The 18,421-nt window shown below is 69.1% G+C and carries 11 protein-coding genes; 7 read left to right on the top strand and 4 right to left on the bottom strand.

The window, feature by feature from the left end:
* Positions 1-74: 74 nt before the first annotated feature.
* A complete protein-coding gene (locus D7Y13_RS00210; RefSeq protein WP_120581842.1) occupies positions 75-2,147 on the bottom strand; it encodes a YncE family protein in 2,073 nt (690 codons plus the stop codon).
* Between the two features lie 578 nt (positions 2,148-2,725).
* Here D7Y13_RS00210 and D7Y13_RS00205 point away from each other — a divergent pair.
* A complete protein-coding gene (locus tag D7Y13_RS00205; protein ID WP_120530851.1) occupies positions 2,726-3,535 on the top strand; it encodes a transglycosylase SLT domain-containing protein in 810 nt (269 codons plus the stop codon).
* A 44-nt stretch (positions 3,536-3,579) separates the two neighbouring features.
* Here the strand turns inward: D7Y13_RS00205 and D7Y13_RS00200 are convergent, their stop codons facing one another.
* Complete coding sequence (locus D7Y13_RS00200; RefSeq protein WP_233595207.1) at positions 3,580-4,134, bottom strand: latent transforming growth factor beta-binding protein; 555 nt, start codon at positions 4,132-4,134, stop codon at positions 3,580-3,582.
* Between the two features lie 96 nt (positions 4,135-4,230).
* Positions 4,231-6,582, bottom strand: a complete 2,352-nt coding sequence (locus D7Y13_RS00195) for a CBM96 family carbohydrate-binding protein (RefSeq protein ID WP_120581843.1) — start codon at positions 6,580-6,582, stop codon at positions 4,231-4,233.
* A gap of 279 nt (positions 6,583-6,861) precedes the next feature.
* On the opposite strand from D7Y13_RS00195, the gene D7Y13_RS00190 reads away from it, so the two are divergent.
* Complete coding sequence (locus D7Y13_RS00190) at positions 6,862-8,415, top strand: hypothetical protein (RefSeq protein WP_120581844.1); 1,554 nt, start codon at positions 6,862-6,864, stop codon at positions 8,413-8,415.
* Positions 8,416-8,496: 81 nt separating this feature from the next.
* Here D7Y13_RS00190 and mtgA read toward each other — a convergent pair whose 3' ends face one another.
* The gene (mtgA, locus tag D7Y13_RS00185; RefSeq protein ID WP_120530848.1) at positions 8,497-9,396 is read right to left on the bottom strand and encodes a monofunctional biosynthetic peptidoglycan transglycosylase; all 900 of its coding nucleotides are present in this window, start codon (positions 9,394-9,396) and stop codon (positions 8,497-8,499) included.
* A 476-nt stretch (positions 9,397-9,872) separates the two neighbouring features.
* On the opposite strand from mtgA, the gene phnD reads away from it, so the two are divergent.
* From phnD to D7Y13_RS00160, 5 genes are all read left to right on the top strand, one after another.
* A complete protein-coding gene (gene phnD / locus D7Y13_RS00180) occupies positions 9,873-10,865 on the top strand; it encodes a phosphate/phosphite/phosphonate ABC transporter substrate-binding protein (RefSeq protein WP_120530847.1) in 993 nt (330 codons plus the stop codon).
* Positions 10,866-10,911: 46 nt separating this feature from the next.
* On the top strand, positions 10,912-12,183 hold the full coding sequence (locus tag D7Y13_RS00175; protein ID WP_120530846.1) for an ABC transporter substrate-binding protein: 1,272 nt from the start codon (positions 10,912-10,914) through the stop codon (positions 12,181-12,183).
* Positions 12,180-13,802, top strand: a complete 1,623-nt coding sequence (locus D7Y13_RS00170; RefSeq protein WP_120530845.1) for a methyl-accepting chemotaxis protein — start codon at positions 12,180-12,182, stop codon at positions 13,800-13,802. The genes D7Y13_RS00175 and D7Y13_RS00170 overlap by 4 nt, the downstream gene beginning before the upstream one ends.
* Positions 13,803-14,127: 325 nt before the next feature.
* Positions 14,128-14,535: a hypothetical protein gene (locus D7Y13_RS00165; RefSeq protein WP_147444125.1), complete on the top strand. Its 408-nt coding sequence runs from the start codon at positions 14,128-14,130 to the stop codon at positions 14,533-14,535.
* 376 nt (positions 14,536-14,911) lie between these two features.
* Positions 14,912-18,295 carry a peptidoglycan-binding protein gene (locus D7Y13_RS00160; protein ID WP_233595208.1) on the top strand — a complete coding sequence of 1,128 codons (3,384 nt, stop codon included), beginning with the start codon at positions 14,912-14,914 and terminating at the stop codon, positions 18,293-18,295.
* The last annotated feature ends 126 nt before the right edge of the window (positions 18,296-18,421 follow it).

Raw genomic sequence — 18,421 nt, 5'->3', positions numbered from 1 at the left:
ACCGGGACGCCCCCCTTGATGCGAGGAGTGGAGGGGCGACTTCGAAGCCCCTCCTCCCCTCTCCTGCGTTTCAGCTACGGAGCGGTGACGAACACGAGGCGCGGGTCATCGGTGAGCGCGACGAACCGCTTGCCGTCACCCGAGACCTTGAGCTGCCGGTCCAGGATGTTCCGGGCGTAGCCGGCCATGTCGTAGGAGCCCAGGGCCCAGCCCGCGTTGTCATAGACCCACACGTCCTTGTCTCCGTACCAGACGCTCGCCGCGCCATAGAACCGGTTGTCCGACCCCACCTCGACGGCGTTGGGATAGGCGTCGGCGGGCAGCTGGGTGAGCACCTTCAGGGTCTTGCCGTCGTAGACGGCGAACGAGTACGGCGCGCCCGAAGCCGCGTACACCCGGCTCCCGTCGTGGTTGACGGCCACGTCCCGCCCGTTGCTGCCCACGCCGAAGGGCCCGGAGCCACGCGAGGTGAGGGCGACAGCTCCGGTGCTGCGCGTGTACCGCAGCTCATGGCAAGACAGCGTGTAGGGGCTGATGCCGCTGTTGATGCCGCAGAACAAGGACCCATCCTGGCTGGCACTGAGCGCCGCCATCCCGGAAGGCATCTTGCCCGTCACGAGGGTGACCACCGCTCCCGTGGTGGGTTCGAGGATCTGGCCGTCATTGGTCAGCACGAGCCCGTGCCCGTCGGGCCGCGAGTACGTGATCCAGCTCAGGAGGCCCGAGCTCAACGTCCACGCCGTGCCCGCGGTGAGCGTGCCCAGGTCCACCGGGACGATGCGCAGGGTGGTGGCGTCCAACACGTACAGCGTGGAGCCATCGCTGCTGACTGTCATTGCGCCCAGGCTGCTGCCCAGGCCCGTGAGGGTGGTGACCAGTTTCGCCGTGTAGAGGTTGTACACAGACAGGCTGCCCGCGCCGTCATGGACGTACGCATAGGGACGGACGGGGTCCGTCTCGACGACCTTGAAGGCGATGGGGAGCGTGTCCTGACTGTTGATCACGGTGGAGCCCACCCACAGCCCGACCTTGATGACTTCGCTGACCTGATCCGGGCTGGCGCCATCGGCGATGGACACCTCCGCGAGGTGGAGGGCGTTGTCCGCCAGGCCCGCGGGATTGGCGGTCAGGGTCAGCTCGCCGCCGCTGGCGCCGCCCGCCGTGACGGACAGCCAGCCTTGAGAGGAGCGGGCCACCCAGGTGCCGGTCGTCTGGCCCAGGGTGTCCTTCACCGTCACCGTGTGGCTCAACTTCGAAACAGACGGCGTGCTGACCAGTCCCACCCCGTTGTCCGCCACCCACGGGAGGCCGTGGATGCTCAGCGAAACGGGCACGGTCCTGGACACGCTCTGCCCCTCCACCGTGGCGGTGAAGACGAGGCTCGCCGAGTGGGTCCCGAGCTGCAGGCCCGTGGAGTCCACGCTGACCGAGAGCGTCGTGCCGCTCGCGGACACCGTCCCGGAGGTGCTGCTCAGCTTGAGCCACGGCGCCCCACCACCGGTGTCGAGCGCCACCGTCCAGCCATGCGCGGCGGTGCCCGTGTCGAGGCTGAGGGACAAAGAGGCCTCCGACGGGGACCCGGAGCCCGAGCCCGTGAAGGACAGGGTGCTCGGGCTCACCGCCAGGGAGGGCGCGACCACCTGCAGCACCACGGGGACCGTGGTGACTTCTCCCGTGTCGGTCTGGGTCAGGGTGATGCCACCGTCATGCGTGCCCATGGAGACGCTGGCGGGGTCGACCCCGACGCTCAGGACGGAGGGGGTCACGCCGCTGGAGGCGCCGGAGAGCTGAATCCAGCTCGGGCTCGCCGAGGCGTTCCAGTGAACGGACCTTCCCCGCAGTGAGAGCTGCGTGGCGCCCGGCGAGGGGCTGCTGCCCAGCACATGGCTGAAGGCAAGCGTCTGTGGGGCGACCTGGAGGTGGCCGCGAACCGCATAGGTGACCTCCACCGTCGAGGGGCTTCCCGGGATGTGGCGCGTGCACGGGACATCCAGGCAGGCGCTGATGACGATCTGATCCGTCACGGTGGTCCCCTCCACCTCCGCCGGCGCCCTGGGCGTGACGCGGAGGGTGAAGGGGTTGGTGGAGGTGTCGTAGGACACCTGACTCAGGCCATGGGAGGAGGCCGCGACCTGGACATGCGGCATCGCTTCGCCAGGATCATTGATGCGGACCGTGACGGTCTCGGCCGCGGGAGTCGCCCCCCCCTCTTCCGCCTCGAAGCGAACGCTTCCGGTCGAGACAGACAGGCTCGGGCTGGCCTGTCCTGCATCGGGACGTCCCCCATTCCCCCCACCACCACAAGCGCTCAGCACAACCGACACCAACATCAGGGCCAGAGCCCTGCGCTTCTCCCCCAGAATCATTGTCATACACCCCTTCTTGCGATGGACCCCCGTGATTGACGGAGAGGAGCCCGTTCATTGAAAAACCATGCAGAGAATCCGCTCACGAACGGGCCCGAGGCGCTCTGACAAGGGGACAGAATCCGCGCTGCGAGTGAGTGGTGGCGGGTGGTGACTGCTGTCCTTGAGGGGATGACTCCAGTCACCAGGGACAGGGGCCCGGTTTGCCCCGCCGCGCCTCACGCTCTGGGGACTGATGGAGGTTCGCCTCAAGGAGATCAAGCACTTGGCTTCGCGAGTGCGCCGCCCGAAGGGGTTGGCATGTCTCCTGCTGTAGGTGTTCGTCATTCAGCACCACTCAATCCCCCCGAGGAAACCCCATGGCCCTCTCGCCCGTGTCCAACCGCTCCGTTGCCTTCCGCGCCCCCTCGCAGGATGTGGCTTCCCGCCCTGAAGGCGTGTCTGGCCCCCGCGCTCAGGGGTGCTTCTCCCCCAGGCCCGGCTCGAACGTGGCGTCCCAGCTCCAGCAGGATGGCTTCAGCGCGGGCCCCCAGAAGGGCGCGGAGTTCAAGCAGTTCATGGAGGGCCTCAGCGAGGTGGTGAAGGGGCTGCAGCAGCTCACCCAGATGCTCCAGGCCAGCGGCATCGGTGAAGCGCCCTCCCTGGGCGGCGAGGACGGAGCCGAGGGCGTGTCCGGCGCGGAAGGGGCGTCCAGCGCGAGCGGCGCGTCCGGCGCGGAGGGAGCGTCCAGCGCGAGCGGCCCGTCCAGCGCGGGTGACTCGTACCAGGCCGGGCCCACCGAGGCGGCCGGCGCCTCCGGTGAGGCTCCGCAGGGCCAGGTGGGTGACTGGATCAAGCAGGCCCAGAAGCTGCTCGCCGCCGCGGGCATCCCGGCCGACAAGATGAACGCCCAGGACATCGCGAAGATCGTCGAGCACGAGTCCAGCGGCAACCCCAGCGCCATCAACCTGACGGATCAGAACGCCAAGGACGGCCACCCCTCCATCGGCCTGATGCAGACCATCCAGCCCACGTTCGATGCGTTCAAGCTCCCGGGCCACGACGACATCCGCAACCCGGTGGACAACATCGTCGCGGCCGTGCGCTACGCGGTGGACCGCTACGGCTCGGTGTCCAACACCCCGGGCATCAAGGGCCTCAACGGCGGCAGCGGCTACGTCGGCTACTAGGAGTGACGTGCCTCGGTTGTGGAGCCCGGCCACCGGGCTCCAACTCAAGGCCGCCGGCACGCGCGCAGCGAGCTTCCGCTGATGGCCGCGCACGCGCCCGAAGCGCCCCCCGGACAGTCGTCATCCGCCCGGCAGGGTTGATGGCACTGCTTGCCTCCTCCCAGGTCCACGCAGAAGCCGCAGCGGCCGCACTCCAGGGAGGACGCGCAGTAGTCGCCCAGGGTCGCGGGCGGAGGCAGGCCGTCACATGACTCGACGCACGGCCCGTCTGGAGCGCATTGGTATTGGGCGGGACAGTTCCCGGCGCAGGCCTGGGAGCAGCGCCCGCCCAGGCAGCGCGCGAACGTGGAACAGGAGAAGGAATCCGAGCAGGGCTCGGTGAGTCGGGGCCCGGGCTCGCACTGATCATCCAGCTCATTGCAACGCTGTCCGTCCGGACAGTCGCGGTCGCTGGCGCAGGAGCGAGTGCACGCGCTCCCGGTGCGGCCCCCGTCAGCCTCCTCCCGGACCTGGATGTCGAGCGGACAGCCCGTGGCCGTCAGCAGGGTCAGCGTCAGGAGGAGCCACGGAAGGAAGAAGCGCATGGGAACGGAGCGCACGCTACCCCAACGCCCAGCCCCCTTCTCCACGGCGAAACGGCGGCCGTCCGGTGCGCCCCTCCAGCATCAGGACGGGACGCACCGACCGGCCCCACCTCAAGGCGTCAAGGTGGGCTCCGTGTAATAGACGAGCAGCCGAGGCCAGCGAACCTGCGTGTTCGTGTACTCACGCGAGTGGTACAGCGAGCGGGACCCTGCGGAGTCGAGCCGCAAGGAGATCATCCGGTCCGACTCCAGGGCCTGCTGTACGGGCGCCACCAGCTTCGGGCTCGCGTTGATGCCCGCCTGGGTCGTGTACGGCACGGCGCGGGTCGGGAACTGCCACGAGCCCAGCTCACAGCCGGAGCTGGAGGGCCGGTTGTTCCAGTTGAGGGTCGTCTCACTCCAGGTGTCGTTGGAGACCAGCCGCGTGTAGACATTGGCGTCCATGCCGGCGGTGGCGTCGCTGCCAGGGGACGTGGTCACCAGGACGACGGAGGCCACCTGCGCGGTGGCGGGAATGGCGCCGAGATTGAAACGCAGGAAGGTCTCCGCGTCCGCCCGGTCGACGGTCAGGCCCGTGGACGTGCCGAAGTTCGCGTTGGGGTTGCTCATCAGGACCTGTGCATCCGCCACCGGCGAGAGGGCCACCGCCTGAAGGTCCGACGTCACTTGCGGATCCCCGGGCTCGAAGTAGTTGACGATGAGCTGGGGCCGCTCGCTGGCGATGGCGTATTCGCGTGAGCGGTACACCGTCTTGTAGCCGGGGGATTTCAGCCGCAGGGAGATGCGCTGATCCGAGTCCAGGGCCTGCTGCACCGGCGCCTTCAGCTTCGGGTCGAAGTTGAGGCCGACCTGCAGCGTGTCGACGTCGTTGTACCAGAGCCACCAGGAGCCCAGGTCGCTGCCGCTCACCGGAGGCCGGTTGGCCCAGACCATGCCCGTTTCGAGCCAGGTGTCGTCGGGCACCAGGTGCGCGTAGACGCTGCCGTCACCGCCGTTGGCGTAGCCGTCATACGCCAGGGCCTTCAGCATGACCGAGGCGACGCGAGCCCCCGCCGGGATGCCGCTGAGGTTGAAGCGCAGGTACGCCTCCTCGTCCGGACTGAGGAGCAGGTCGGACGTGCCGAAGTTCGCCTGCGGCAGGCGCGACGAGACATACGTGTCCGCCTCGGGCTCCAGGACGACCTGCGTGGGCGTGGAGGCTTTGGGCGTGGGGCACGGGGGCGGCACGAAGTAGGAGACGAGCAGGTGCGGCCAGCGGACCGCGGTGTTGGTGTACTCACGCGAGTGGTACAGCGTCCGGTACCCGGGAGAATCCAGCCGCAAGGAGACCATCCCGTCCGAGCCCAGCGCCTGCTGCACGGGCGCCACCAGCTTCGGGCTCGAGTTGACGCCCGCCTGGGTCGTGTACTGGCCACTGCGGTTCCACAACAGCCACGAGCCGAAGTCCTCACTGGAGGCGGCGGGCCGGTTGTTCCAGGTGATGCCGGTCTCGCTCCACGTGTTGTCGGAGACCAGTCGCGTGTAGACGTTGCCGTCCGCCCCATCGTAGGCGGTGCCGTCATACGACGTGGCCACCAGGGAGACGGCGACCACCTGCGCGTTGGACGGGACGCTGCCCAGGCCGAAGCGCAGGAAGGTCTCCGCCGCGGTCCGATCGACGGTCAGGCCCGGGGATGTGCCGGAGTTGGTGTTGGGACTGCCCGCCAGGACCTGCGCGTCCGCCATCGGGTAGAGGGCCACCACCTGGAGGTCCGACGTCACCTGCGGGTCCCCGGGCTCGAAGTAGTTGACGATGAGCTGGGGCCGCTCGCTGGCGACGGCGTGCTCGCGCGAGCGGTACACCGTCTTGTAGCCCGGGGACTTCAGCCGCAGGGAGATGCGCTGATCCGAGTCCAGGGCCTGCTGCACCGGTGCCTTCAGCTTCGGGCTGAAGTTGAGGCCGACCTGCAGGGGGGCGGGTCTGGTGCTGCCGTACCAGAGCCACCAGGAGCCCAGATCGCTGCCGCTCACCGGAGGCCGATTGGCCCAGGTCATGCCGGTCTCGCTCCAGGTGTCGTCGGGCACCAGGTGCGCGTAGACGCTGCCGTCGCCGCCATCGGCATAGCCGTCGTAGGCCAGCGCCTTCAGCATGACCGAGGCGATGTGGGCTCCTGCCGGGATGCCGCTGAGGTTGAAGCGCAGGTAGGCCTCACCGGAGTTCCGGTCCACAAACAGGCTCGTCGACGTGCCGTAGTTCGTCCCTGACAGGCTCGACCAGACATACGTGTCCGCTTCCGGCTCCAGGATGACCTGCTTGGGCGTCGGCGCGGTGTCGAGCGCGACGGCCCGGGTCCGCGTCGCAGGTGGCGGCGCGGCTGGCTCGGGGGGCGCTTCGCCGGCGTCACAGCCCGGGACGAGTCCCGCCATGAGGGGGACGAGGAGCAGGGACCGCAGGGACTGCTTCCAATGGGGTGCTCGATGCATGCGATTGCACTCGGGGTCACGCGCGCCGGTTGCTTCCGACGCGACGCGAGCACCCTGAGCAACCCCGGGGCCAGGACCTTCGCGGGGGTGAATCCCCTGTCACCTCCAGCGCTTGCGCGACGGAGGGGGCCGGTCCGTCGCGGACTTCACTCCGGAACGTGCCAGGACTGGCACGCGCGCGGGCGCTCCCAGCGGACGCGGGTGTCGTGGCTTGCGCGAGGGGTCGACAGTTCGAGAAGGCGTGCGCTAGCTTGCGCGCGCTCCGGCAGCGGAAGCGCGATGGGTACCCGAGCAGTCCTCCAGACCACTGTCCTCCTCGCGCTCGGGCTCTCCGCCGCCGTGATGATGGTGCATGACTTCGCCTCCTTTCCCGGGCTGCACGCGGATGAAGCGTGGGCGGGGCTCCGGGCCCTGGAGCACCTGGAGCGAGGCTTCTTCACGCTCCATGGGATGAGGTACTACGCGGGGAGCCTCTATCCCTACGCGCTCTCGCTTGTCTTCAAGGCGCGAGGCGCTTCGGTCGAGTCGCTCCGGCTCCCAGGCCTGATCCTGAACGTAGCGGGGCTGGGCATCCTCCTGCTGTTGCTGCTCCGCCAGTCGGCGCGCTCCGCGGGGCTGTTCGTGGCGCTGTGCTGCACGTCGCTGCTCCTGCTGTTGGAGGCCCGGATCGCCTGGGAGGTGATGGCCTGGAACCTCTTCGGCATGGCGTGCCTCGTCGCGGTGGCGCACGCGTTCCTGGTCCGTGGGAGCACCAGCGCACTCACCGCGTTCCTGTTCTTCGCGGTGAGCCTCGTGGGCGTGCTGAACCACTTCGTCTTCGTCTCCTGGAGCCTGGCGTTCGCGCTGGCCTCGGCGGTGCTCTGGTGGCGTGGCCGTGCGAGCGCCCCCACCTCCCGCTTCTTCGTGCTCAACGCGGTGGGCCTGGCCCCGGTGTTCATCGCCTGCGTGCTCCAGTGGCGGCTGGACGATGATTCCTTCCGGCACCACCCCACCCTCGTCCTGTCATCGCTCGTGGCGCTGCCACTGCTGGCCACCGGGCTGTGGCGGGCGCTGGTGCCCGTCCTCGAACGCCACACACCCTCCCTTCAGGCGTGGTGCTCCGCCCGCTTGGAGGGCTCGCGCGTACGCAAGCCCCATGTCTGGCTCATGGTGGTGCTGGTGCCGTTCCTGATCATGCACGCCATCGGGCTCCTGGGCGTGCTCGGCAACGACGTGCTCTACCGTCGGCTGTTTGGCTATGTGCCGCCGCTGGCGCTCCGCATCGCGGGGCTGCTCTTCGTGGGCGTGTTGATCGTCGCCGTCGTGGTCGCGTGCCTTCGCACGGTCAGGGCCTTCCGTCAGGATGCCACCGACCCCCACGGCGCGTTCTGGGCCCTCGTGCTGCCCCTCTACGCGGCCTGCTTCCCGCTCTTCACCAGCCGGGAGTCTCCGCGCCATTACCTGCTGCTGACCCTGGCGCTCTTCTACGCGGGAGCCGTGCTCATCCCGAGCCACCTCCCGCGGATCCGGACGCGGCTGCTCGCCGTCTCCCTCGTCTTCGCGGCGGCCACCCAGGCGGTGGCCTGGTGGAACCTGGGCTCGCCGCCACGTCCTCCCCTGGACTTCAGGATTGGCTGGCGGAAGGAGACCTCCAAGCACCTGCAGGACATCGCCCCCGTCTATGCGCTGCTGAAGCGCGAGGGCATCTGCCACTACGAGGGCGACTTCTTCATCCAGCAGCCGCTCGAGTTCCTCCGGCAGGCAGAAGGCTGGAGCTGTGCGAATCCTGCCCCGGCCACCATCGAGTACTGCCCGACCTGCGCGGCGACCTTCTTCTTTTCGGTCCGGCGCTGAGAGGACGTCACGGTCGCGTCTACCGCCGGGGCTGTATCGACCGGCCGCACACTCATGCGGCCCTGACTCGGTGCTTGCGGCTCAGCTTCCCGCGGGCAACCCGGCGCCAGCCTCCGCCACCAGGCCGGGCGCGGGCACTGCGCCGAAGAAGCGCGCGAGTTCGGCCTGGGCCTCGCGGGCTTGCGCGGCGCTGATGCGCCCCTCGCGCTCCAGCCTCACGAGGATGACTCCGGCTCGGGTGCGCAGGGCTTCGGGACGCTGGGCCGGCAGCCAGCGGCGCGGGGCGGGCAGCATGGCCGCGAGCATCGCACCCTGCGCCACGCTGAGCGCCCGGGCCGAAGTGCCGAAGTGTTCGCGCGCCGCCGCCTCGATGCCGTAGACACCCTCGCCCCACTCCACGACGTTCACGTACAGCGCGAGGATGCGCTGCTTGGACAGGTGCTCCTCCAGCCGGCGCGCGAGCAACAGCTCCTTGCCCTTGCGCAGCAGGCTGCGGTCCGTGGAGAGGTAGAGGTTCTTCGCCAGTTGCTGCGTGAGGGTGGAGGCACCGCGCCCCAGGCGCGCCTCGCGCACTGACTGCTCCAGGGCATTCTCCACCTCGGTCCAGTCCACGCCCTCGTGACGGTAGAAGCGCGCGTCTTCGGAGACCAGCACGGCGTCCGTCACGTGAGGGGCCACCGCGCCCAGGGAGACCCAGGCCTGGCGCACGCGGGGCTTCCTGCCCGCCTCGCGCGCCTCCTCGGCTCGCTGCGCCATGAGCGCGGTGATGGGAGGGTTCTGCGTCCGCAGCGTGCTCACGTCAGGCAGCCGCACGTACTCCACGCTGAGCCAGAGGACGAGCATCAGCCACCCACCGAGCGCCCAGCGCCCCCAGCCCGGGCTGGAGCGCTTGCCCACGACGCGCCGGGCGCCAGAGGTCAGCTGCTTCGTCTTCTGCGTCCGGACGGAGGAGGCTCGCGCAGGGGGCGGTCGGGAGGCCATCGGTGTGCCTACGTGTGCCCCGATATGCCACCTCTGTCCAGAAGACGGCCGGAGCGCACCCAGCGGCCTGGGGGTGCGGATGTCATCGGGCACTACCTGTCGCGTCTCACCTCATCTCTCCCAACGACAGATGCGGATGGGCGTCCCAGCCATGGATTTACGTGTCTGGCTCACCCGATGGGTTGTGATTGGCCACGAACCGCCTGGTGCGCAGGGCTGCCAGGAAGACGTCGCGAGGGCCGGGCTTTTCGCACCCAGGTCGAAACCCACCAAACTGTCCTTCGTGACCCCGCACTACACGACCCAAGCCAATGGATTCTCACAAAATGGGCATCGGCCTCTGGTTTGCGTTGTTTCAGTCATGTTACAAAAGTGACACGACAGAGTAACAAAACGGCCCCTGTCTCCTCAGCCGCACTCCATCCGCCTTCCGGTGGATAGCGGCTGCTTCCTTGCTTGCTTCCCCTGAGTCCTCCATGACGCCCGCTCGTGCTGTCCTCCGCTTCTCGAAGCGTCGCTACCCCCTTGCCCGGATGGCCACGCTGCTCGTGTCCCTCGGGGTGTCCGCGGCGAGCCTGCCGGCCTGGGCGCAGGCCCCCGCTCCCAAGAGCGCTCCGGCTGCTTCCGCGGCCAGGAGCGCGCCGGGTTCCTCCACGAAGGTGCGCATGGCCATGACGGCCGCGTTCGTGTCGGAGAGCGGCATGCCGGTCTACGGCCGCATCGCCACGTACCTCAGCAAGAAGCTGGGCTCGGAGGTCAGCTTCATCACCGGGCAGTCCTACGGTGAGGTGGACAAGATGCTCGATGCGGGAGCCGTGGAGGTCGCCTTCGTCTGCGGGCTGCCCTACGTCCTCAAGCACGACGCGAACAAGGGGGCCGTGCACCTCCTCGCCGCGCCGGTGATGAAGGCCGCGCGCTACGGCAACAAGCCCAAGTATTTCTCGGACCTCGTCGTCGGCAAGGACAGCAAGTTCAAGAAGCTGGAGGACCTGCGCGGCGCGACCTTCGTCTTCAACGAGGAGGCCTCGAACTCAGGCTACAACCTGCCCCGCTACAAGATGTTGAAGCTGGGCCTGACCCAGGGCTTCTTCGGCAAGGTCATCCGCTCGGGCTCGCATGAGGAGTCCATCCGCCTGGTGGCCACCGGCAAGGCGGATGCGAGCTACGTGGACAGCCTGGTCCTCGACTTCGACCGGGAGACCGGCAACGGCTGGGCCAGCGAGGTGAAGGTCATCGACTCGCTCGGGCCCGCGGGCATTCCCCCGGTGGTCGTCTCGGGCAAGGTGCCTGCGGAGGTCCGCCAGCGCATCAAGCAGGCCCTCCTCACGATGAACAAGGACCCGGATGGGCGCCGCATCCTCGATGACGCGCTCGTCGACCGCTTCGCCGAGGTGGACGACAGCAACTACAACGACATCCGTCAGCAGTACCAGGCAGCCGTGAAGGCGGGCTTCACCACCATCAAGTGACGGGCATTCCGCGCCCTCACCCGCCCCCCTTCAAACGGAGCGACGCATGAGTTCACGATGCGAATTGAAGCACCTTGGGGCCTGGGCCCGCTGGCTGCTGCTGGGCGCCCTGACGTGCACCGGGGCGGCGCTGGCGGACCCGGGCGTGAGCGCGACGGAGGTGGTGCTCGGTCAGCCTGCGGCGTTCAGCGGCCCGTCCGCGGGGCTCGGGGTGGAGATGTGGCGTGGGGCCTCGGCGGCCTTCGCGGAGGCCAACGACGCAGGCGGCGTCCACGGCCGGAAGGTCCGCATCGTCGCCGCAGATGACGCGTTCAACCCGGAGCAGGCGGCCCCGGCCGCCCTGCGGCTGCTCAAGGAACAGCAGGTCTTCGCGCTCTTTGGTGGGGTGGGGGATGCCACGCTGATGAAGGTCCTCCCCGTGCTGCTGCGCGCCTCGCAGCGGGAGCAGGCCCTCTACTTCGCCCCGGCATCGGGCGCTCAGCCCCAGCGCGAGCCGCCCTGGGAGCCGGCCGTGTTCAACGTCCGGGCCTCCTACCGCCAGGAGATCCGCGCCATCGTGGATGCCTTCATCGCCCTGGGCCGCCGCCGCATCGGACTGTTCGTCCAGAACGACGCGTTCGGCGCCATTGGCCGGGACGCCATCCTCCGCGCCCTCCAGGACTACGGCATCAAGCCGGTGGCGGATGCCACCTACCGCAAGGGGCAGGAGTACGCCACCAGCACCCGGCCACAGCTCGACGTGCTGCGCGCCGGCGGCGCGGACGTCATCATCGCCATCGGGACCTCCCAGGCCTGCGCCGCGCTGATCCGCGATGCGCGCCTGTCCGGCTGGGACATCCCCATCCACAGCCCCTCCGTGGTTGGCGCCGATGCACTCGTCTCGCTCCTGCGCGCCGAGGAGCAGCGCGTGCAAAAGCCGCTGCTGGACAACCTCATCTTCACCCAGGTCGTCCCGTCCTACGAAGACACGGACCTCGAGGCCGTCCAGCAGTACCGGGCCGCGATGGAGCGCTACCGCCCCACGGCCCCCGCGGGAGTGGGGGGAGGCTATACCGCGCCCGCGCTCTACAGCTTCGGCTCGCTGGAGGGCTACCTCAGCGCCCGGGCGTTCCTGGCCGTCCTGGACAAGGTGGGCCCGGAGCTGACGCGCCAGCGCTTCCATGAGGCGGCCGAGGCGATGGGGAAGTTCGACCTGGGGCTGCGTGCCGTTGGCGAGCTGTCACCCACCCGGCACCAGGTCCTGAGCAAGGTCTGGTTCACCCACTTCACGGCCGAAGGCTGGCGGACGACGTCCGCGCCAGGCACGGTGCTCCGATGAGCGGCCCGGGGAAGGAGCGCGTGTTCCCGTGGAACCCGCTGTCATTGCGGTTCGGGCTTGCCGCCAAGCTCATGTTCATCAGTGCCGGCGTGACGCTCCTGGTCTGCATGACGTTGATGCTCCAGGCCTCCTCCCGGCTGACCAGGACGATGCAGAACGCGTTCGCCGTGAATGGAGAGGCGCTCGCGCTGTCATTGGCCTCGGCCGCCGAGCAGAGCGTGGGCGGTAACATCGCCCTGCTCCAGAGCGCCATCGACTCCGGACAGACGCTCGCCAACGTCCGCTACATCTACATCGAGGAGTCCGATGGGACGGTGGTGGCGCACACCTTCGTCCCCACCTTTCCCGTGGGCATCGAGCGACTCAACCCGGTGGCCCTCGGTGAGCTGTCGGACGGCAAGCGGGTGAAGGTGAACCCCGAGCTGGAGTTCACGGCCTACGGCGATGCCATCCGCGCCATCGACGTGGCGGCCCCCATCTCCGGCGGCGCGCTGGGCACGGTGCACGTCGGCATGGACCTCGATGCCATCACGGCGGAGGTCGCCTCCCTGCGGTGGGCGCTGCTCCTCTGGGCGGGCGTCATCCTGTTCCTCGGGGTGCTGCTGAGCTACTTCGCCTACACCCTCATGCTGCTGCGGCCCCTGCGGCACCTGGCGCACGTCACGGGCCGCATCGTCGAGTCCAACGACCTGGCGCAGGTCGTGTCGGTGACCACCCAGGATGAGCTGGGCCAACTGGCGGGCTCGTTCTCGAAGATGGTGGAGAAGCTGCGGCAGTTCCAATCCAGCCTCCGTGGGTCCGTGGGCGTGCTGAAGGACTCGGCGAGCCGGCTCGACGCGGACACCTCCGAGCAGAGCGCGATGATCAACCGTCAGGCCGCGGCCCTGCAGCAGACGCGTGTCACCATCGAGGAGATCAGCCAGACCTCCCGGATGGCGTCAGGCCGCGCGAAGTCCATCCTCGAGGTGGCGGAGCGCGCGGACGAGGTGGTCCGCACCGGCGAGGACGCGCTCCAGCAGACCCTGGGAGGGCTCAACGAGATCCAGGGCGTCGTCCAACAGATGGCGCAGACCATCACCCAGCTGGGGGAGCGGACCGCGCAGATTCACGACATCGCGGAGACCGTGCGGCAGCTGGGCGCCCAGTCCAACATGCTGGCCATCAACGCCGCCATCGAGGCGGCCCGGGCCGGTGAGGCCGGCCGCAGCTTCGGCGTCGTCGCCCGGGAGATTCGTGCGCTGGCGGACCAGTCCATGCGCGAGACGCACCGGGTGACCGCCATCCTCTCGGAGGTGGGGGCCACCGTGGCCCAGGCCGTGAAGAATTCGGAGAACGGCGCGTTGCGGCTGCAGGTGGGGCTGTCCCAGGTGGCGGTGTCCGGCGACAAGCTCCGGGAGCTGTCCGGCATCCTCACGGAGAGCACCTCGGGCGTGAGGCAGATTGCCGCCGCGGTGAGCCAGCAGAGCCTGGGGGTGGATGAGATCTTCACCGCGCTCAAGAGCCTGGACGCGATGATGGTGGAGACCACACCCCGGGTCGCCTCCACCCAGAAGGCCGCCAGTGCCCTGAAGGACCTCTCCGTGAACGTGTCGGAGCTGGTGAGCCACTACAACGCCTGAGCGCCACGCCGGGGGGCGCAGGGGCCACGGGATGGGGGTTGGATCGCGGCCGTCATCGCCAACGGCGCCACGAACGCGGCCTGGCGCTCGCAGTGACGTCCACAAGAACTCCCAGGTGTCTGGAGTCTCCTGATCCGCCAGCGCCCCCCGAGGCAATCGCGGTTTCATCAAGTTGCCCGGGACCTGCACGGAGGGCTTCACCATGGGCCCGGCTTCCATCGTGAAGCCCTCCGGCTTCGCGGCCCTCCTCGAATGGAGGCCCTTTGGCCTCCTGGGAGCGAGAGGATAAACTCCGGCCCGGTCGTGCTTGTGCCCGGAGGGGCTCATGCCAGAGCGACGTGAATGGGTGTTTGGAACGCATCGGGTGCACTTCGAGGAGCCCGACGTCCTGTTCGTCGACTTCAACGGCGCCACGGGGCTGGAAGATGCGAAGCGCCTGCTCTCCATCGTTCAGGAGGTGGCGCTCCAGGGCCCGGTGTTCGTCGTCGTGGACATCGACGGGTCCACCATCGACAAGGCCGCTCGCGAGCACTTCAGCAAGGAGTCCAGCCCGGAGCGGTTGCGAGGCGTCGTCTACGTCGGCTCGCACCGCCTGCAGATCGCGAGCGCCAAGGCCGTCGCGTTCGCGCTCTATCTCACGGGCAGACTCAAGGGAGACGTCGACTTCGTCACGAGCGAACAGGCCGCGCGCGAGCTCATCGAACGCAAGCGCGCGAAGACCGCGGGGGGGTGATGACGGAGGGGAGCACCGCGGCGCAGCTTCCGCGGCGCAGCCCATCGCGGAGCACGGAATGGTTGTTCGGCTCTTCTCCCGAGGAGTCGTTGGAGGCCCCTGACGTGACGCGATGCCGGCGGCCATCCGGCGCTTCCTGAAGGGGCTCGTGCGGCGGGCGGGCATCGAAGACGCCGTGATGGCGGCAGGAGAGGACGGCGCATCCCTCTCCCTGAACGCCGGGTCCCCACATGGCGTCGCAATCGATTCGCGTCCATGGCGTATTCGCAGCGTCCTTCGGGTTGATTTCACGAAGGGTGTGGCGGGCAACTTCCCGTCATCACAGCGGATAATCAGGACAGAAGTACTTCGGATGTATCGAGGGGGGAAGTACGTCATGCGAGTCGACGGTCCGTCATATTCAACTCAAACAATTTCGTCTGGAGACACGGGCAAGGCTGAAGCCCGCGAGGTCTCCGAGTCCAACGTCGTCCGGGAAGAAGGGGCACCCGGCGCGCAAGGTCCTGATTCGACCTCCCGCTTCGAGGACGCGCCCGCGGCGCACCGGGAGCGGCTGCTGCCTCCACCGCCGCCACCTCCTCCCGAGCCGCCTCCGGAACCCTGGCCCGTCCCGGAGAAGAACCTGAAGCGCGGCGACACCGGCGAGGACGTGAAGCAGCTCCAGGACTCGCTGGTGGAGCTGGGCTATCTGACGCGCGAGCAGGTCGCCACCGGACCGGGCCAGTTCGGTCCGCAGACGGAGGCCGCGCTGGAGAAGTTCCAGAAGGACAGCGGCGTCCCCGCCGACGGTCACTACCAGGCAGCAACCCGCGAGGCGCTGTCGAAGTCCCTCACGCGCTCCGCGCAGACAGGCGGGAAGACGCAGGGCCGGGCCATGTCCGCCGAGGCCGCGTTCATCACGCAGTTCACCTCCCAGTACAACCCGAATGGCCCGCGCGGCAGCACCAACTGCGGCCCCGCCAGCCTCGCCATGTCCCTGGCGTACACGGGCCACATGCCCCCGGGCCTCACGAAGGAGCAGCAGGTGGACCACGCGCGCGCGCTGATGAGCCCGCGCCGCGCTTCGGAGTTCACCTTCGTGAATGCGTCGGACGGCACGCGCGTGCCGATGCTGGACCGGGACCATGACCTCACCGGCGGCACCATGGTGTCCGACGGCATCAAGAACGCGGGCCTCACGTCGCGCTACGGGCAGGGCTGGGAGTCGCTGGACCAGCAGCTCGCGGCGGGCAACCCCGTCATCGCCAACGGCGCCACGAACGCGGCCTGGCGCTCGCAGTTCCCCGAGCGCATGGGCAGCGGCGACATCGGCCACCTCAACGCCATCCTCGCGAAGACGCCGGACGGGAAATACCTCGTCGCCGACCCGCTGCACACCGGGGGCCCGGTGGCGATGACGCGCCAGCAGCTCAGCGTCTTCTTCTCTCCCACCGGAGGTCAGCCGTCCTTCAACGCCCTGCAGGGGGCCTCGCGAGGCGCCGGTGCCGCGGCGGCTGCGGGCGCAAGCGCCGGGGCCAGCGCGAGCACCACCGCCGCACAACTGCTGGAGCAGGCCGCCGCGCGCTTCCCTCCGATCAAGCCAGAGCCCTTCACGCTCCCCACGGGCGTCGGGGTCGCCAACGTCGCCACGGCGAACGCGGCCGGCACGGACGTCAAGACGCGCGCGCAGCAGGACGCGAAGGCCCTGGCGGGCACGCTCCAGAACAGCCTGGAACAGGGGGCCCGGCAGTTCGAGCAGCTCATCGCCAGCAACCCGGACCCCGCCTATCAGGAGGCGTTCGTCCGCGCCGCGGAACCCTCCCTCGCGAAGATGGGCCAGCTCTTCGCAGGCGTGTCACCGGAGACGGACCGGGTGCTCCACCCCCGTCCGCCGCTGCGCCAGCCCGACCTCAAGAATGATCGGCCGTTGCTCGAGAAGCTGGCGGAGGCGGAGTCCGCCATCGAGCAGAAGACCTACCTGAGCCTGGCGCGCGCCACGGAGCGGCTGGGAGAGCCGACCGCCGGCCTCGTGGGCAGGTTCTTCACCCGGGACACCGCGCCGGGCCTCGCCAACACCTCGCTGACCCACGCCATCCGGACCGCCATCAACTTCGGCATCGGCTCGCGGCTCGCGTTCGACATCGAGCGCTCGCTGGAGAAGATGGAGGTCGGTCCGCCAGGCTTCAAGGGGCCGACCTACAGCCAGGATGTCCAGGCCATCCACCGGACGCTGTGGAGCGCCATCGACGGGCTTCGCACCCAGTTCTCCGCGGCCGCGGACAAGGCGGAGCGGCCCCAGAAGCAGCTCACGGAGCTGCTCAGCGGCCCGGCGAAGGTCCTCACCGCGGAGCAGCAGCAGGCCTTCACCACCGCCTTCCTGAACGACCCCGAGCGCAAGAAGGACCTCGCGGAGTTCGAGCGGCTCAGCAAGCTGTTGGCCAGCGCCGCCCCGGATGGCCCGCCCACGGGCGCGCATGATCCGGCGGTCACCGCGCTGGCCCGCGAGCTGCCACGGATGGCGGCGACGCAATCCGGCGCGGAGTACCTCGCCTCCCAGCTCACCGCCCAGGGCGAGAACCATCCCGCGTTCCTCGACACCGTCGGCAAGCTGAAGGACCTCAAGGACTTCGACGAGACGCTCGCCGTCGCGCTCGTGAAGAGCGCGGGCTCGGGCGCCATCATCGCGGCCGGCCTCAAGTCGAAGGGAGGCGCCGAGGCCATCTTCAACGGGCTCGCGCGCAACGCGCACCTGTTCGGGATGGCTCCGGATTCCATGCAGCAGTACGTGAAGCTGCTGCGCCGCATTGGCCCGGACTCGACGCCGGAGCAGGTCCGGGGCATCACGCAGTCCATGCGGAGCCTCCTGGGGGAGCAGGAGACGGGGCTGCCGGGCAACCCGGAGCTCCCCCGGAGCCAGGCGCTGCGCGGGCTGGCCCTCCTCGTCACCACGTCGGCGGCCATCGGAGACGCCGCGGGATGGAACCAGGCGGACTTCGCCGCGAAGCTCAAGATTGTCGGCGACGGGCTCAGCGTCGGCGGGGACGGCGTGACGTTCATCCTCGACGCGCTCAACAAGTCGGCGCCGGTCCTGTCCAAGGTGCTCGGCAAGGTGTCCGCCGCGGGCGCGCTGCTGGGCGCGGTGGGTGACGGCATCCAGTCCTTCCAGGCCGTGCAGGAGGGCAAGTACTGGAAGGCCAGCGCGTCCGGCGCCCAGTCGCTGGGCGCCATCCTCATGGCAGGAGGCGCGCTGGTGGAATGGGTCCCCGGCGCCCAGCTCCTCGGCGCCGCCCTGTTCCTGGGCGGGCTCACGCTGAAGTACCTGGACCTGGACCAGCACGCCACGCGCGGCGCCCAGGTGCGCCTGCTCACCGAAAGCGGCATGGACGGGAATCTGGCGCAGAACCTCATCGACCTGGGCCCCGCCCTCCTCGACAAGCGACTGGTGCAGGAAGCGCGCATGTCGCTGGAGCAGGTGCAGCAGTTCCTCACCGACCACCCGGAGCTCGGCCGGGCCCCCCTCGCATTCGACAGCCTGTGCCAGGGCGCCAACGCGATGGGAATGAAGGGCGCGGACTACCCGGTGTTCCTGGAGCGGCTGGCGAAGGCCCACGGCGTGGACGTCGGCACGCTCGCGGCCGAGGTCCACTACCGGTTCTTCGGCCACCCTCCGTCGGAAGGCCCAAGCCAGGGGCTGGTGTCCCCGAACGACGAGTTCCGTCAGTGGGTGGAGACGCGCACGCCGGAAGTCGCTGCGTGGGCGAAGCAACACAAGACGCCCTGAGCCTGCCCGCGGTGATTGGGAACAAGGGTTCGGGACTTCACGCTGAAGCCCCGCGCCCTGCCTTGACGTCTGGCCAAGACGCTAGACTTGCCTGATGGCCACCAGGCACCGCGTCTATCTTGTCCC

The sequence above is a fragment of the Corallococcus praedator genome (assembly GCF_003612125.1).
Lineage (GTDB): Bacteria > Myxococcota > Myxococcia > Myxococcales > Myxococcaceae > Corallococcus > Corallococcus praedator.
This window is presented reverse-complemented; position numbering and strand designations above follow the sequence as displayed.

Bases quoted from the DNA above. Each gene is read 5' to 3' on its own strand.
- D7Y13_RS00170 (WP_120530845.1), top strand. From the start codon at position 12,180: ATGAGCGGCCCGGGGAAGGAGCGCGTGTTCCCGTGGAACCCGCTGTCA.
- mtgA (WP_120530848.1), bottom strand. From the start codon at position 9,396: ATGGCCTCCCGACCGCCCCCTGCGCGAGCCTCCTCCGTCCGGACGCAG.
- D7Y13_RS00190 (WP_120581844.1), top strand. From the start codon at position 6,862: ATGGGTACCCGAGCAGTCCTCCAGACCACTGTCCTCCTCGCGCTCGGG.
- D7Y13_RS00210 (WP_120581842.1), bottom strand. From the start codon at position 2,147: ATGCCGCATGTCCAGGTCGCGGCCTCCTCCCATGGCCTGAGTCAGGTG.
- D7Y13_RS00160 (WP_233595208.1), top strand. From the start codon at position 14,912: ATGCGAGTCGACGGTCCGTCATATTCAACTCAAACAATTTCGTCTGGA.
- D7Y13_RS00205 (WP_120530851.1), top strand. From the start codon at position 2,726: ATGGCCCTCTCGCCCGTGTCCAACCGCTCCGTTGCCTTCCGCGCCCCC.
- phnD (WP_120530847.1), top strand. From the start codon at position 9,873: ATGACGCCCGCTCGTGCTGTCCTCCGCTTCTCGAAGCGTCGCTACCCC.
- D7Y13_RS00165 (WP_147444125.1), top strand. From the start codon at position 14,128: ATGCCAGAGCGACGTGAATGGGTGTTTGGAACGCATCGGGTGCACTTC.
- D7Y13_RS00195 (WP_120581843.1), bottom strand. From the start codon at position 6,582: ATGCATCGAGCACCCCATTGGAAGCAGTCCCTGCGGTCCCTGCTCCTC.
- D7Y13_RS00175 (WP_120530846.1), top strand. From the start codon at position 10,912: ATGAGTTCACGATGCGAATTGAAGCACCTTGGGGCCTGGGCCCGCTGG.